This is a genomic window from Serratia sp. ASV30 (assembly GCF_016428815.1).
GTDB classification, from domain to species: domain Bacteria; phylum Pseudomonadota; class Gammaproteobacteria; order Enterobacterales; family Enterobacteriaceae; genus Chania; species Chania fonticola_C.
Genome location: NZ_JAELTL010000002.1, coordinates 94,808 through 110,134 on the forward strand (window position 1 = coordinate 94,808; position 15,327 = coordinate 110,134).

Genomic DNA, 15,327 nt, shown 5'->3' on the forward strand with positions numbered 1-15,327 from the left:
CCGCCACTTTCACCAACTGTTAATGCTGACGCCCTACAAGCGACTCGCATTTTCAACGATTAACCGCGCGACATCGCCAGCCGTTCCCTGCTGCGCACGGTTAAATAACAATAAATTGACGTGAATGTGGAGCAATCAATGAGGATCACCATAGGTTCATTCATCCTGCAACAGCTGCGCGCCCTGAAAGTGGATCGCATCTACGGCGTACCCGGCGATTACAACCTGGCACTGCTGGAAACCATCGAGCACGATCAAGAGTGCGAATTCATTGGCAACTGTAACGAGCTGAACGCCGCTTACGCCGCCGACGGCTATGCCCGCCTCAAAGGCGCAGGGGCATTGATCACCACCTATGGCGTGGGCGATCTGGCGGCCCTGTCCGGCATTGCCGGAGCCTATGCAGAATCGGCCCCGGTGATTTGCATTGCAGGTACGCCACCGCTGCACGCCATGCGGGGCAATGCGCTGCTGCACCACTCCCTGGCAGACGGCAATTTTGATAACGTGATGAACTGTTTCCGGCAGTTCACCGTGGCGCAGGCGCTCATCACCCCGGAAAATGCCGCCACGGAGATCCCGCGAGTCATCGCCTGCGCCTGGCAACGCAAAAAGCCGGTTTACCTCCAGCTCCCTTCAGACATTTGTGAAGTGGAAATTGAGGTTGCCGATAATCCCGCTCCATATCGCTTACCAACCAGCGATGCCAGCCATCTACAGCTTGCCAGCGCCGCCCTGCTCGAACGGATTAACCGAGCTAAACGGCCAATCATCCTGATCGATCAGATGGTCGAACGATATCAACTTCAAACGCAGGTGTTAGCGCTGGCGGATAAATTCGCCATCCCGTTAACCAATATGCCCACGGCAAAATGCGCGATCTCCGAGAACACGCCGGGCTGGCAAGGTGGCTATAGCGGCGATCTATCTCGCCCCGAGCTGTTCGAGCTGATGGCCCAATCGGACTGCATCCTCAGCTTTGGCGTACGCCTGGTGGATTCCACTACCGGCTATTTCAGCCAGCAGATCCCAGAGCAGTCGGTGGTAGATATTCAGCCTTTTTCGCTGAAGCTGGATAACCTCTCCTATCCGGCGGTAACGGCAAGCGAGCTGCTGCAAGCTCTACTGGAGAAAGCTCCTGCCACCAGCCTGCCGCCGCTGAAGACACTATCCGGACCACAGCAAAAACTGGCGACGCCAAGCTGCGAACCGCTCGATCAGGACTATTTCTGGCAGCGGATACGGCGCTTTATTCAGGCGGATGACGTGCTGGTCGTTGAAAATGGCACCTCTGGTGCAGCGATCGGCGGCATGCGGATGCCAAACGGCGTTACCGTGGTCAACCAACCGATTTGGGGATCGATCGGCTATACCTTACCGGCATTGCTCGGTACGATGATGGCCGCGCCCGAACGCCGGCAGTTGCTGTTTATTGGTGATGGCTCTTTCCAGCTCACCGCCCAGGAACTCTCAACGCTGTTACGCCATAAGCAAAAGCCGATCGTCTTTCTGATCAATAACGACGGTTACACCATTGAGCGCTATATCCTTGGCGAAACGTCGTCTTATAACGATATTAGCGCGTGGGATTACGCCAGACTCCCGGCGGTGCTAAGCCCGCAGACCCAGGCGTTTTGCGTCGCGGTAGAAACCGGCCAACAGCTGGAGATGGCGCTGGAGCAGGCTTCGCGTCAGGACCAGTTGGCGTTTATCGAGGTGAAGTTGCCAATGATGGATTCCCCACCGGCGATGAAAGAGTTCTGCCGCCGCTGCAACAGCTTTAACTTTGGGCTACACAACCCAAGGCGCATTGCCTGATAAAACCTGGGCCTGGCACAGGGATACCGCCAGGCCAAACTGAACGGGTATACTGTGCTCCTCTCAACGGCTAGGCAAAAGGCCATTAAAGATGTATTTTATATACATCAAATATAGAGGAACATCATGATGGATCAGCAGACCCCCCTGCCAGAAAACTATTACACCCAAAAATACTCCCTGACGGCCACCCATTCCGAAGTCCTTGAGGCCGCCAAACTGATCGCGCCCGGCAAGACGCTGGATCTGGGCTGTGGCAGCGGCCGCAATTCGCTGTATCTCAACCTGAAAGGCTTTGATGTTACCGCCTGGGACAAAAACGCTGCGTCGATCGCCGCAATAAACCAGATCATAGCCACCGAGCAGCTTTCACACATCAGCGCCAGCGAGCAGGATCTCAATACTCATCGCTTTAGCGGCCAGTACGACTTCATCTTGTCTACCGTGGTGTTTATGTTCCTGGATCGCCAGCAGATCCCACACATCGTGCGCAATATGCAAGACAGCACGGTTAAAGGGGGCTACAACCTGATCGTCGCGGCCATGGATACGCCAGATTACCCTTGCACGGTGCCCTTCTCATTCACCTTCAAGCCGGATGAGTTAAAAGAGTATTACCGAGATTGGGACATCATCAAATATAACGAGAACCCCGGCGAGCTGCACCGCGTAGATGCCGATGGCAACCGCATCAAACTGCGTTTCGCCACCTTGTTGGCGCGTAAATAGTCCGCAAGTGTCACGCAGTACAAACCAAATGTCAGGCAGATGAAAACCGCACTGGGCATAACGCTATAGACTGTTAAGGGTAACGATCCGTTTATTCCCTTAGGAGGGCGTATGCCTAATGTGACCATACTGGACAGCGTAGTCCGTTTCCTCGATCGTCAGCATGGCCTGTATATCAACGGCCAGTGGCAAACCTCACAGGCCGAATCGCGGCTGGCGGTCTATAACCCAGCCGACGGCAAAAAAATCTCCTGCTCCGCCGATGCCAACGCCGCCGACGTGGAACTGGCCGTCACCTCGGCCCATCAGGCCTTTACCGCTGGCGTGTGGGCACAACGCCTACCTGCCGAACGTGAGCGCATTTTACTGCGCTTCGCCGATCTGGTTGAGCAACACGCTGAGGAGCTGGCCCAGTTGGAAACCCTGGAACAGGGGAAATCCATCAACATCTCTCGCGCCTTTGAAGTGGGTTGCACACTGAACTGGATGCGCTATACCGCCGGGCTGACCACCAAGATCGTCGGCCAAACCCTGGATGTCTCCATTCCCATGCCGCCGGGAGCCAAATATCAGGTCTATACCCGCAAGGAGCCGATCGGCGTAGTGGCTGGGATTGTCCCTTGGAACTTCCCGCTGCTGATTGGAATGTGGAAGGTGATGCCAGCGCTGGCTGCGGGCTGTTCTATCGTCATCAAACCGTCTGAAACTACGCCTCTTACCCTGCTGCGAATAGCTGAGCTAGCCAGCGAGGCAGGCGTACCACCGGGCGTGTTTAACGTGGTGACCGGCAAGGGAGCTGTCTGCGGTAAGGCGCTGACGGAACATCCGCTAATCGCCAAAGTGAGCTTTACCGGCTCCACGCCGGTGGGGAAAGGGATCGCGCGCGCGGCGGCGGATCGGTTAACCCGCGTCACGCTGGAGTTAGGCGGTAAAAATCCGGCCATCGTGCTGAAAGATGCCGATCTTCAACAGGTGATCGAGGGGTTGATGGCCGGCAGCTTCCTCAACCAGGGGCAGGTCTGCGCCGCCAGCTCACGTATCTATATTGAAGCACCGATTTACGATCGGCTGGTCGCCGGTTTTGAGCAGGCAGTGAAGTCGCTTTCTGTCGGGCCGGGGATGGATGGCAACGCCCAGATCAACCCACTGGTGTCCAAAGAGCACCGCAACAAGGTGGCCGCCTATCTGGATGATGCCCGCAACAAACACGCCGAGTTGATCACCGGTGCCGCCGGGCCAGACTTGCAAGGCTTCTATATTCCCCCAACGCTGGTGATCAATCCCGATGACAGCCTGAACCTGGCGCGGGAAGAAGTGTTTGGCCCGGTCGTCAACCTGATCCGCGTGGCGGATGCCGAGGAAGCGCTGCAGAAGGCCAACGATACCGACTATGGCCTGACAGCCAGCCTGTGGACCACCAGCCTGCAAGCGGCGATGGCTTTTACGCCACGCATTCAGGCGGGCACGGTGTGGGTCAACACTCATACATTAATCGATGCCAACATGCCGTTTGGCGGCTTCAAGCAGTCTGGCAGCGGCCGTGATTTTGGCCCGGATTGGTTGGATGCTTATACAGAATCCAAATCGGTGTGTATTCGTTACTAACCACGCTGCATCCGTTAAAAAGTAGGGGGCGAATTCTCATTCGCCCCCCTGTTTTATGGATAACTCAAAAAACTATTGCTGCTTTTGCCCGTTCAGATTCAGCGTTGGTGTTTCATCGAAAAAGTTCCACGGTTTGAGCAAGGCGTGCACCCACTCGGTTGGCATAATCGGCCACTCTTCCGCTCGTGCCACATGGGTGGTGCCAGTGGTAAGCCAGACCACATCGTCGGTGTTGTCTATCGGCTGATTGTCCGCCGTGTATTGGCCCAGCCCGGTATCGTGGATCGAGCGGTTCGGGTATTTGCCTTCCGGATAACGCTCATTCGGGTTGTAGCGGGTCACCCACAGTTGCCGATCCATAAAGCTCAGACGGTGGTAAATCCATTCCTCCTTGCCAAAATTGGCTCCCTTGGCGATCGGGTGTGTCCCTCCCGCATACGGTATCAACTGATAGGAAACCGGGTTACCCATCTTGTTCAACCGGCTCGGGTTGCTGAGCAAGCGGATAGTGGAAGGATCGAATTTCTGTGCCGCCTGCTGTTCGGTGGTGACTTTCACCTGATCGACCTGCATGGTGCTGGAACGCGGGCCGCCCCGATCGTTAGGCTTCACATCCGGGTTCAACTCCACCAGGCTGTTATTTTCGCCATCGACATCCATATCCAGCCGGAAGTTGTATATGTGCTGATGGGTGGTGCCGACAATGTTGTGATCGATTAGCGTGCCGTATTGCGTATCCTGCTTGGCGGTCGGATCCTGCATGGTTCTGGCTTTCACCCCTTTTACCGCTTCGATCCCCGTCGCCCCAGCGTCGATACCAAGGGTGCCGTTCTGGTGGAATACCCAGTCGAAGATGTAATCGTAGTTGCCAACCGTACTGATCCAGCGCACCACCAGTTCACGGCGTTCGGTGCTGATATTCGGCTGCCCCATTTCCTGATGCTTGTACTCTGGCCCGGCGTAACGCTCAAAGATGGCGATGGCACGTGGAATATCGGTCGGCTTACCGGTGTAATCGGCAATGGTCTCATCCAGCAAGACCGCGTTTTGCGGTGCATCTTTGCCAAGGGCAATCGGTGAGGTAAGCGTGCCCATGCCGTAATCCCCGGCATCCAGATAGGCTTTGAAATACCAGCCCACGTCCGGATCGCCATAAGGCACGATCATGCCCCCCAATGACCCTTCATACATCACCTTGCGCTTACGGCCATTATCGTTATAGGTCACGGTTGAAATCACCGGCCCGACGCGGGAATTCAGATGCAGGTGGAAATCCCAGTTCTGCCAGTGGATAGTGTTGCCGGTGATGGTGTAGTTTTTGCCTTCCGGCTCTATGATATCCAACGGTTTGATTTTCGGGGCCTTGCGGTCGCGTCCGTCGTACGGCGTTGGCTTCATCGGCACCGGGATCACCGGTCCCTCTTCAATTTTGATGATTTTCTTCTGTTCGAGGTCGACCACTGCTACCAGGTTTTCGATCGGATGAGCCCAGTAGTTGCCATCACCAACGTCGAGATAGCTGACCACTTTCAGCAGGCGTTGGTCCTGCTGCAGGCCATCTTTGCCGTCAAAATAACCCACGGTCAGCGGCGTGGTGATCACTTTGCTCGGGTCCGCAACGCCATGTTTGTTCAAGGCTTCGGCATACGCTTTACTGGCGTTGATTATGCTCTGAACGCTGGCGAAGTCATCCAGCAGCACCATTCCCTGAGCATCTTTGATCGGCTGCCAGGACAGCACCTTTTTCTGTTGCAGATCGACCACGGTTTCAATCACGTGTACCCCGTCGAGCAGCGTTATGTCGGCCTGCCGGGGCTGCTGTACGTCGCGACCGCTTAGCACGAACTGCCAGACCTGGCTTTTTTCCGGTTCACGCAGCGAGATTTCGGTAAAGCGCACGTTGTTTTTATACTGTGGAGCCGCCTTGATGATAGCGACCGCCGCGTTAATCTCCGCCGCACTCAACGGATTTAGCGGATGGGCCCGGTGCTCTATCGCAAAGGTCTGATCCAGGCCGGACTGAAACACCTCGTTGATAAACTCGTCGGACATATAGGCCGTTTTACCTTTGAACACCACCGGCACCTGTAATCTCAGCGGCTTGCCGTTAACGATGGCTTCGCGGCTATCCGGTTTGACCTTCACATAGGCGCCATCTTTAACGATCACAAACATGCGGGCGTAGTCATCCCACTGCACACTAGCACCAAACTCCTCCAACGTTTTTTGCAAAGGCACCATATGTGCCGCGGCACCATGAGCCAACGCCGCTGGCTGCCAACCCGCGCCGATCAGCAAGCCTAACGCCAGCGCAATCGCCGCTGGCAGGCGTTTGGTTTTGATTCTTGTTGTGTTAGCTACCATCTTTCCCCCGTCACCCATCAAAGAGACATTACCGCCGTTGTTGTTGTGATGAGCCCGTTTTACGGGGCCCCAATTCACCATAGCAACTCTTCACTGGGGATATTTTGTTGTGCTTGCCATCCGATTTGTCACTCCTGACAATCTGCTGGCAAATCATCCAGGCGGGGTTACAGATACTGCTTGCGGTACGCGCTCGGCGAGACGCCAAAACGGGCCTTGAAGGCGGTGGAGAAATGGCTGTGATCGGTAAATCCCCAGTCATAACCAATATTGGCCAGCTTTTGCCGCTCCTTGGCCTGGCGCAAAACCTGGGCGCAGAGATCCAGACGACGGTTTTTAATGTACTGCGCCACCACCAGCCCCTTGCGGGCAAATAGCCGGTACAGGCTACGCACGGAGACGCCTATCTCACTGGCAACCCATTCTGGGCGCAGCTGTTCGGACTTAATATGCTGATCGATAAACGCCAGCGAACGGGTAAAAATGCGCTCGTGGCTATCTTGCCCCTCGTCTTGCTCCATCAAGGCAGGCTGTAACAAGGTGGCCACGGCGTTAAGCACCGCTTCGCTCTCCAGGCGGCTCATCTGCGCATTCTGCATACTGCCCAACACCAACTGCTGGCTGAGCTTAGCCACTGCGTTATCGGCAGCAATACGCCGTGCACCGGGCAGATCGGTAAAACGCAGTTGCTGCTCGAGATAACTACGCGGCAGCAGCAGTGATAATTGTCGGGAACCCTGTTGGTAGGTAAAGCTGCTGGGCTGCGCGGCATCGATCAGGGTGATATCCCCGGCAGACAGCACCGCCTGCCGATCGCCCTGCTCCATAACCGACTGGCCACGCAGTTGGAATACGGTAAAAAAGTGGCAACCGTCACTTTGCTCTACTTCGCGGCGGGTGCGATAAAGTCGGGTCTGGGCAGCATCGACTATGCTCAGGCGTAATGCATGGGAGTGGAACTCCTGGATCGCACCGGCAAACCCAGGCGCCAGGGTTTTGGCACAAAACCGGCCACAGGCAGAATTGATTTGGCCTAACCACTGTTCAAAACTGGCATCAGCGAGCCGGGTAGCAACCACCATGATTAACCCCTTGAAACATAAGTAACAAAAGAGAACAGGCTTATCGTACTGAGCAGCATGCCCCGGTAGCTGCGGCAAGTTGGGCATCAGCCAGAAAATTAACATAACAAACCGATAACATACGTTCAACATTGTTCAGGGGGTTTGATGCCGGGATCACAAACTACAGAGAGAGGATAACTGTCATCGCGGAGATAATTGCTATAAATAATCGCAGAAAGAAGAAGAGAATGTGGGGAATAAAGGAAAGGTACAACACCATCCATAGTGCCGTACCTTAACGATTACTTGCGATTAAGCACCGCAGCGAGCCAGATCGGCTGGTTCACGAGTCAAAAATTCACCGAACTTGCCTTGGCAGGTGGCAACGCGACGGCAAACGGTTACCGCAGAAGAACCGCTACCTGTGGTTTGACGCTCATAGGTAATAACACAGCCAAGTACATAACCGCCAACAACATTTGAAACTTCAGATGCGTTTAATTTTTTCATAAATATATCCTTATAGTAATTACCAAAATGAACTTGCAATATCTTGCTAGAAAATAACTTTAATTTGATGAGATATACTCGTCTTAAAGCGATTAAATTATAATAATAGAATAAATCCACAGTCAACATTAAAGCCTTACCAACACCACGTTATGGATTGGTCTCAATTAAAAACAAGAATAATCCACCATTAAAACCCTAAACATACATTCATTATATGATTAATAAAAAAATATCGGATACAAGATATTACACTATCGGCAATAGCAATAAACCCAGCTGACCAGTTATCATCGTATTGGACTTTATTGAATAGAGTTCATCCTGGTAAGTCCCCAACAGCAGACTAAACACGAGTTGATTACGTGATCCATATCACTGTATAAATAAACAGTGCATGTAACATAACCAATCAGGCACGACAAGAATCAATACCACTGGAGAATACCATGAATAAAAATATCGTTAGCTGGTTTGAAATTTATGTTACTGATATGCCCCGAGCAAAGAAGTTCTATGAGGCAGTATTCAACACGCAGTTAGAAAAACTGGAAACCGAGGGCATGGAATACCTGATGTTCCCTTACCAGGAAGGTGGGGAAGGGTCTGGCGGCGCACTGGTTAAAATGGCTGGCGTGCCAGTTGGAGCTGGCGGCACCATGGTTTATCTGTCATGTGAAGATTGCGCCGTAGAAGAAAGCCGCATTGTGCCAAACGGCGGTGAAATCCTGAAAGAAAAATTTGCCATCGGCGAAAATGGTTTTATTTCCATCGCCAAAGATAGTGAAGGCAACGTGATTGGCCTGCATTCCATGAAATAATACTGTCTGACTATAACAATACGCAAATGATGCCCCTCACCCTAGCCCTCTCCCAAAGGGAGAGGGGATCAGATCGAGTTCATTGATTGCTCTGCATAATCCCCTACCTTGCTTCTTCTTACTCCCTGGTGGGGTTCTGAAAATTCGGCGACACACCAGGGATAAGGGAGCGTTCGAGTTTTCTGAGATTATCTATTCACTTCCAAAAGAGCTGGGGCTATCAGCTCCCTCTCCCTGTGGGAGAGGGTTGGGGTGAGGGGAACAGCCAAATAGCTGCATTTATTACCCCCTCCTCTGTAGCTTATTAATAAATTTGACAAAAAGTAACTTTTGTCATTTATTTGATGCCGCTGTTCGCTCAGCCACACCCGCCATCAAATCAGATAAAAAAACTGACTGAGGCCGATAAAAACTATTTTTTATTTCACCAGGAAGGGAATATGCCGCTACATTTACGCCATTTAGTCTTGATACCGCTATTAACGTTGGTGGCTTGCCATCAACCCACTGCTACCAACCCCACCCATTCCCTCACCGCTACGGCTAAAAATTCACCGGCAGTGGTAAGCAATGCCCGGTTGGAAATCTCGCAAAGTGCGCTGGAATATAACACCCACAAGATTCAGCAACTGTTGGGCGCTAAAACTACCCTTTGCGCCATTTTGAAAGGGGATGCCTATGGGCACGACCTGTCGCTGGTGGCCCCCGTGATGATCAAGAATCACGTACAGTGCATTGGCGTGGCCAGTAATCAAGAGCTGCAAACCGTGCGCGAACTCGGCTTTAAGGGCCGCCTGATGCGCGTGCGCAATGCTACGGAAGCAGAGATGCGCCAAGCTACTGACTATGACACCGAAGAGCTGATCGGCAATCTGGAAATGGCGAAGCGCCTGGATGCCATTGCCGCTCAGCAGGGCAAAACTCTACGTTTCCATTTGGCATTGAACTCTGGCGGCATGTCACGTAACGGTCTGGAAGTCGGCGATCGCGCCGGATTGGCCGAAGCCAAGGCTATCTCAGCACTACCCCATCTGAAAATGGTCGGCATCATGTCCCACTATCCTGAGGAAGATGCGGCGGCGGTGCGCAAGGATCTCGCCCGCTTCAAGGTTCAATCTCAGCAGGTGCTAGACATTACCGGGATCAAACGCAGCGACGTGACCTTACACGTTGCCAATACCTTCGCTACCCTCACCGTACCAGAGTCCTGGCTTGATATGGTGCGCGTTGGCGGGGTGTTTTATGGCGATACCATTGCCAGTAACGACTATAAACGCGTGATGACCTTCAAGTCATCCATCGCGGCACTCAACCATTACCCTAAGGGCAATACCGTCGGTTACGATCGCACCTACACACTGAAACGTGATTCGGTGTTGGCCAATATCCCGGTAGGTTATGCAGATGGCTATCGCCGAGTGTTCAGCAATGCCGGTCATGTACTGATCCAGGGGCAACGGGTGCCGGTGGTGGGTAAAACCTCGATGAATACCGTGATGGTAGATGTGACCGACGTGAAAGGCGTCACTCCTGGCAATGAGGTGGTGTTCTTCGGTAAGCAGGGTAATGCAGAGATCACCGCCACCGAAGTTGAAGACATCAGCGGCGCGTTGTTTACCGAGATGTCGATCCTTTGGGGCGCGACCAATAAGCGCGTATTGGTGGATTAATTAACTCCCCCAGGCAAAGGCTTGCGCCGTGACCTGGGGGAAATCTATACCGTTTACTCGTCGAAGAACCAGTACCCCTGATTAACCAGACCGGTTAACTCGGCAACAAACGCCGGGTTTTGCAGCGCGCTACCCAGTTCTTTTTTGCCAAGTAGGGTGTAACGGCATAGGGCATCGGCGGCTTTAGGCTCGACGGTATCCAGGCGTTCGCTGTTGATAAAGAAGCTGCCGCCAACCTCCAGCACCCTTAAGCCACTCAGGCGAGTCAGGACGGCACCGTCCATCAGCGCTTCGGCAACCTCATCCTGCTCGTAAGGCGGTTGCGCTGGGGCAATATCCAACTCGTGGCGCGGCGTGGTCACGAAACGACCAAACCACTGTTTAAAATCTTCCGGCTGATTAATCATTTCGGTCATCATGCTGCGCAGGCGATCAAGCTCATATTCTTCAACCCGGCCAGGGTGTTCCCGGCAGGTTAAATCAGGATCGCTGTAGTGCTCGCCCCCGAGGTCATTTTCCAGCGCATAGTCCGCAAAGCTGCTGATGAGGTCCCTGCCGTTAGGGCCACGGAAGCCAACGGAGTAGTTAAGCGCGGTTTGGTGGGTAAAGCCGTCGTGCGGGAAGCCCGGCGGAATATACAAGATATCACCCGGCTCCAGATCTTCATCGATAATCGGCTCGAAAGGTTCCACGTGCAGCAGCGCCGGATGCGGGCAAAACTGCTTCAGCGGCAATTTGTCACCCACGCGCCAGCGGCGGCTCCCCATGCCCTGAATGATGAAGACGTCATACTGATCGATATGTGGCCCTACGCCGCCACCAGGTACTGAGAAGGAGATCATCAGATCGTCCAACCGCCAATCCGGTAACACGCGGAACGGGGTCACCAACTCCGCTGACGGGGCATGCCAATGGTTAACCGCCTGGGCCAGCAGCGACCAACCGGTTTCTCCCAGGTTATCAAAATGCTCGAACGGCCCGTGGCTAGCCTGCCATTGGCCATTGGTTTGGCTGACCAGACGACTGTCTACCTCAACCTCCATCGCCAGGCCGGCCAACTCGTCCGGGGTGATCGGATCGACAAAGTTCGGGAAGGCATTTTTTAACACCACAGGTTGTTTTTGCCAGTATTTCTCTAAAAACTCGGGCCAGTTAAGATTCAGTTGATAAGCCATGGGTCCACACCAGTGAGAAGACAAACGGGCCTGATTATAAAGAGGCTGACACCGGTGGCGCCTTGTCATTGGTCAATGACTGGGCGTTCAATCAGGCGAAAATGATGCCCCTCACCCCAACCCTCTCCCACAGGGAGAGGGAGCTGATACGGCGCTGTAGTCAAGTATGGGAGGCGATCTGTAGCATCAACGGCCAGACTCAAAGGGGCGCTGCATGCTGCGCCCATCTGGATAATCAATGGTTAGCTGGTGCCCTCTGTTACCCCCTATACGGGGTCAGAGTCAGGTGCAGGAAGCAATTTGCAGCATGTTTCGCCCCCCTTAAACGGAAAAAGCAGATTGAAGTGGGTTATTACCCACCGCAACCTGCCTGGTGATTCAGTGCTTGGTCAAATAATGATTAATGCACTTGCTTGTCATCGACAAAAATATGGTGCGGGGAGCGTGCACGCGGGTGGATAAAGAAATGCCCTTCTGGCGCAGAATCCGTGCTTACAGGCACCAGCTTGAGGTTGGTCGCCTTCAGGCGTTTATCATGCAGCGCATAGATAATGAACGGGATAGCCACTACCACCAGGAAACACACCACCAGCATAGTCACGTACATATGGTTGGCTTCTACCCCAGCCAGACCTGAAGGCGGGAAGAACGAAACCACAAAGGCAACCGCAGAGATCAGCAAACCAATAGTAGCCACGGCAAGCTTGACCATTTTGCCCCCCGGAATATTGAAGACACGTTCGTTTTCCGGCTGTTTGCGTACCAGTTTGATGTAGCCCAGGAACAGCAGGAAATAGCTGCACAGGTAGATCACCACGGTCAACGCCAGCGCAATCAGGAAGGACATGTTATTGCCGCCCCCGGTGTTAGTCAGGACAATCAGCGCAATCGAGGTAATCACCAACTGAGAAATCACCAGTACGACAGGCACACCATTCTTGTTCATTTTGGCAAAGCGAGCAGGTAAGATCCCTTGTTGTGCGGTAACCAGCATGCCGCGAGACGGGCCAACAATCCAGGCGGCGATTTCTGCCAACACGCCCAACAGCAGCAGTGCTGCAATGACGCGCACAGCCCATTCAAACTGCGGACCGAAGTGCGAGATCAACACGCTGAAGGTTTGCATCACCCCCGCAGAAAGGTTGATTTCACCATGTGGGATCACCGCTGCGATAGAAAGCCCGCCGACAGAACTTAAACAAATCGCCGCAACCATCAGCAGCAGCATGGCAAGCGGGTAATCCCGGCCTGGGTTTTTCATCTCGTTGACGTGAGTCGCCGAGGCTTCAACGCCCATATAGCTCAGGATAAACGCCACGAACACTACCAGCGTGCCCATTTGGGTAAAGTCTGGGAAGAAAGTAGAGGCGTTCATTTCGATGGCCAACGGCGCACCAGAATGCAGATAGCTGACGGACAGGATCACCAGGACAGCCGCCGGTAACAGGATGCCGGCAAAGAAGCCAATCTTGGCAATACGCGCGGTGTTTTTGGTGCCACCGAACTGGGTGAAAGCCAATCCCCACAAGATGACCAATGCAGCGACGGTTTTAACGATCGGGTCTTCGTTCAGTTCAGGCCACTTGAGGATATAAGACAGCGCCCCCAGCACAAAATAGAGCATAGGGATGAAACCTATGGCAATTTGCAGATAGCCAAAAGAGATGGCGGCAAAGCCCCATTTCTCACCCAAAGTTTTAGACACCCAGGTGAATACCCCGCCTTCCTGCCACCCTTTTACGGTCGCCATCTCGGCGGCACATAGACCGACGGGAATAAACCATAAGAACCCGCCTAACAGCAGGAAGAAGATGAGAGAAAAACCCGAGGTTGCAAAGGTCGGATATTCATAAACCGCCATCACCATAGATGCGGTAATAGCAAAAAAGCCTAACAACGTTAATTGTTTTGGAGCGGCGCTTTTTTCTGTGCTCGCCATAACGATTCTCCTGCAGGAAGAGGTTACTCTTTCCAGCGAATATTGGTGGGGAAAAAAGCGGGGCTGGCATCAGCGCCGCCCCGAAATAATAAAACCCTGGCCTTAGCCGTGATGGAACCCGCTGCCTTGTTGCGCAGACACTGGGTTGATGACAGGGTGATTCTCGAATTCAATCAGCGCCCTTTTGATATCTTCGATCAGCAGGCAACCGAGGTCGTAGCTCACGCCGTGGCGCACCAGGATGCGTTGAATTACCAGATCTTCACGGTGTGTTGGCATCGAATAGGCCGGAACCTGCCAACCGCGAGCGCGCAGTTTTTCCGCCAGATCGTAAAGGGTGTAACCACCTATCGCCGCACCGTCTTTCAATTTCCACGCCAGCGCCGGGATGCCCTTATCGCTGTCACCATCAAACAGGATTTCAAACGGCCCTAACTTGCCAATCTCGGCCGCCAAATGCTGAGCCGTGGCGTAGCAAGCGCTGTGGATTTTGGCGTAGCCTTCGCGGCCAAGGCGCAGGAAGTTGTAATACTGCGCAACGATCTGGCCACCGGGGCGTGAGAAGTTCAGCGCGAAGGTTGGCATGTTGCCACCGAGATAGTTGACGTTGAAAATCAGCTCTTCAGGTAAATCCGCCGCTTCACGCCATACCACCCAGCCTGCACCCAGCGGAGCCAAACCAAATTTATGACCGGATGAGTTAATGGATTTCACCCGTGGCAGACGGAAGTCCCACTCCAGTTCTGGCGAGCAGAATGGAGCCAGGAAAGCGCCGCTGGCACCATCGATGTGCATCGGAATATCCAGGCCGGTTTCCTGCTGCAGGCGATCCAGCGCATCACTGACCTCTTTCACCGGCTCGTACTGGCAGGTGAACGTCACGCCCAGGGTTGGCACGACACCGATGGTGTTTTCGTCAACGCGCTTGAGCACTTCTTCCGCGTTCATGATCAGACGATCGCCTTCCAGCGGGATTTCACGCAGCTCTACGTCAAAGTAACGAGCAAACTTGTGCCAGCAGATCTGCACCGGGCCACAAATCAGGTTTGGTTTATCGCTAGGCAACCCCTGCTCGGCACGCTTTTTGCGCCACTGCCATTTCAGCGCCAGCCCACCCAACATGGCGGCTTCCGAGGAACCGATGGTTGAACAGCCAAGGGTGGTTTCCGGCGTTGGCGAATTCCACAGGTCGGCCAGCATTCTGACGCAGCGGGCTTCAATTTCGGCCGTTTGCGGATATTCGTCTTTATCGATCATGTTCTTGTCGATAGACAAATCCATCAGTTCGCGAATTTCGTCATCCACCCAGGTCTGGCAGAACGTCGCCAGGTTTTGGCGGGAATTACCGTCCAGCATCAGTTCATCACGGATGGCATTAAAGACGTTACGTGGATTACGCTCGGTAATGGGGAAGGTTGACTTAGGTAATTCACCCGCCAAATCTACGGACGCGTAAACATCATCATTTTCATTATAAGCCGGGGTGTTATTTGCCTTGTTCATAATAATAACCTTTTAATATAGACCTACTAATCAAGAAGTAAATTCGCGATATCAGACAGCATAAATAGCGTTATTATTTGAACGCTACGTTCGCCGCAAAACTTGATAAGGATATTAAAACAGGCATCA

Annotated in this window: 11 protein-coding genes; 5 read left to right on the forward strand and 6 right to left on the reverse strand. The window is 53.4% G+C overall.

Annotated features, from left to right (window positions below; genetic code table 11):
• The first annotated feature begins 138 nt into the window (after positions 1-138).
• The 3 genes from JHD74_RS01270 to JHD74_RS01280 all read left to right on the forward strand — a co-directional run bounded on the left by JHD74_RS01270 (position 139) and on the right by JHD74_RS01280 (position 4,152).
• A complete protein-coding gene (locus tag JHD74_RS01270; protein ID WP_199061345.1) occupies positions 139-1,818 on the forward strand; it encodes an alpha-keto acid decarboxylase family protein in 1,680 nt (559 codons plus the stop codon).
• Positions 1,819-1,944: 126 nt separating this feature from the next.
• Entirely contained in the window at positions 1,945-2,547 is a 603-nt protein-coding gene (gene tehB / locus JHD74_RS01275; protein ID WP_370592607.1) for a tellurite resistance methyltransferase TehB, read from the forward strand.
• Between the two features lie 111 nt (positions 2,548-2,658).
• Entirely contained in the window at positions 2,659-4,152 is a 1,494-nt protein-coding gene (locus JHD74_RS01280) for an aldehyde dehydrogenase family protein (protein WP_199061346.1), read from the forward strand.
• A gap of 72 nt (positions 4,153-4,224) precedes the next feature.
• On the opposite strand, the gene tynA is transcribed toward JHD74_RS01280, so the two are convergent.
• The 3 genes from tynA to JHD74_RS01295 form a co-directional block, all read right to left on the reverse strand.
• Positions 4,225-6,516, reverse strand: a complete 2,292-nt coding sequence (tynA, locus tag JHD74_RS01285; RefSeq protein WP_199061347.1) for a primary-amine oxidase — start codon at positions 6,514-6,516, stop codon at positions 4,225-4,227.
• A gap of 167 nt (positions 6,517-6,683) precedes the next feature.
• Positions 6,684-7,598, reverse strand: a complete 915-nt coding sequence (feaR, locus tag JHD74_RS01290) for a transcriptional regulator FeaR (protein WP_199061348.1) — start codon at positions 7,596-7,598, stop codon at positions 6,684-6,686.
• A 294-nt stretch (positions 7,599-7,892) separates the two neighbouring features.
• The gene (locus JHD74_RS01295; protein WP_024528703.1) at positions 7,893-8,090 is read right to left on the reverse strand and encodes a DUF4762 family protein; all 198 of its coding nucleotides are present in this window, start codon (positions 8,088-8,090) and stop codon (positions 7,893-7,895) included.
• A gap of 449 nt (positions 8,091-8,539) precedes the next feature.
• On the opposite strand from JHD74_RS01295, the gene JHD74_RS01300 reads away from it, so the two are divergent.
• Together JHD74_RS01300 and alr are read left to right on the forward strand one after the other, a co-directional pair.
• Positions 8,540-8,911, forward strand: coding sequence for a VOC family protein (locus tag JHD74_RS01300; RefSeq protein WP_024528704.1), 372 nt, complete (start codon positions 8,540-8,542; stop codon positions 8,909-8,911).
• Between the two features lie 440 nt (positions 8,912-9,351).
• Positions 9,352-10,581, forward strand: a complete 1,230-nt coding sequence (gene alr / locus JHD74_RS01305) for an alanine racemase (RefSeq protein WP_199061350.1) — start codon at positions 9,352-9,354, stop codon at positions 10,579-10,581.
• A gap of 53 nt (positions 10,582-10,634) precedes the next feature.
• Here the strand turns inward: alr and JHD74_RS01310 are convergent, their stop codons facing one another.
• The 3 genes from JHD74_RS01310 to JHD74_RS01320 all read right to left on the reverse strand — a co-directional run bounded on the left by JHD74_RS01310 (position 10,635) and on the right by JHD74_RS01320 (position 15,198).
• Positions 10,635-11,756, reverse strand: coding sequence for a cupin domain-containing protein (locus JHD74_RS01310; RefSeq protein ID WP_199061352.1), 1,122 nt, complete (start codon positions 11,754-11,756; stop codon positions 10,635-10,637).
• A 400-nt stretch (positions 11,757-12,156) separates the two neighbouring features.
• Complete coding sequence (gene gadC / locus JHD74_RS01315) at positions 12,157-13,695, reverse strand: glutamate:gamma-aminobutyrate antiporter (RefSeq protein WP_024528706.1); 1,539 nt, start codon at positions 13,693-13,695, stop codon at positions 12,157-12,159.
• A gap of 102 nt (positions 13,696-13,797) precedes the next feature.
• Positions 13,798-15,198, reverse strand: coding sequence for a glutamate decarboxylase (locus JHD74_RS01320; RefSeq protein ID WP_024528707.1), 1,401 nt, complete (start codon positions 15,196-15,198; stop codon positions 13,798-13,800).
• Between the last annotated feature and the right edge of the window lie 129 nt (positions 15,199-15,327).

What these genes read in the sequence shown, in the direction of transcription:
- JHD74_RS01300 (WP_024528704.1), top strand. Translation starts at nt 8,540, where the DNA reads ATGAATAAAAATATCGTTAGCTGGTTTGAAATTTATGTTACTGATATG.
- JHD74_RS01280 (WP_199061346.1), top strand. Translation starts at nt 2,659, where the DNA reads ATGCCTAATGTGACCATACTGGACAGCGTAGTCCGTTTCCTCGATCGT.
- feaR (WP_199061348.1), bottom strand. Translation starts at nt 7,598, where the DNA reads ATGGTGGTTGCTACCCGGCTCGCTGATGCCAGTTTTGAACAGTGGTTA.
- JHD74_RS01270 (WP_199061345.1), top strand. Translation starts at nt 139, where the DNA reads ATGAGGATCACCATAGGTTCATTCATCCTGCAACAGCTGCGCGCCCTG.
- JHD74_RS01310 (WP_199061352.1), bottom strand. Translation starts at nt 11,756, where the DNA reads ATGGCTTATCAACTGAATCTTAACTGGCCCGAGTTTTTAGAGAAATAC.
- JHD74_RS01295 (WP_024528703.1), bottom strand. Translation starts at nt 8,090, where the DNA reads ATGAAAAAATTAAACGCATCTGAAGTTTCAAATGTTGTTGGCGGTTAT.
- tehB (WP_370592607.1), top strand. Translation starts at nt 1,945, where the DNA reads ATGATGGATCAGCAGACCCCCCTGCCAGAAAACTATTACACCCAAAAA.
- tynA (WP_199061347.1), bottom strand. Translation starts at nt 6,516, where the DNA reads ATGGTAGCTAACACAACAAGAATCAAAACCAAACGCCTGCCAGCGGCG.
- JHD74_RS01320 (WP_024528707.1), bottom strand. Translation starts at nt 15,198, where the DNA reads ATGAACAAGGCAAATAACACCCCGGCTTATAATGAAAATGATGATGTT.
- gadC (WP_024528706.1), bottom strand. Translation starts at nt 13,695, where the DNA reads ATGGCGAGCACAGAAAAAAGCGCCGCTCCAAAACAATTAACGTTGTTA.
- alr (WP_199061350.1), top strand. Translation starts at nt 9,352, where the DNA reads ATGCCGCTACATTTACGCCATTTAGTCTTGATACCGCTATTAACGTTG.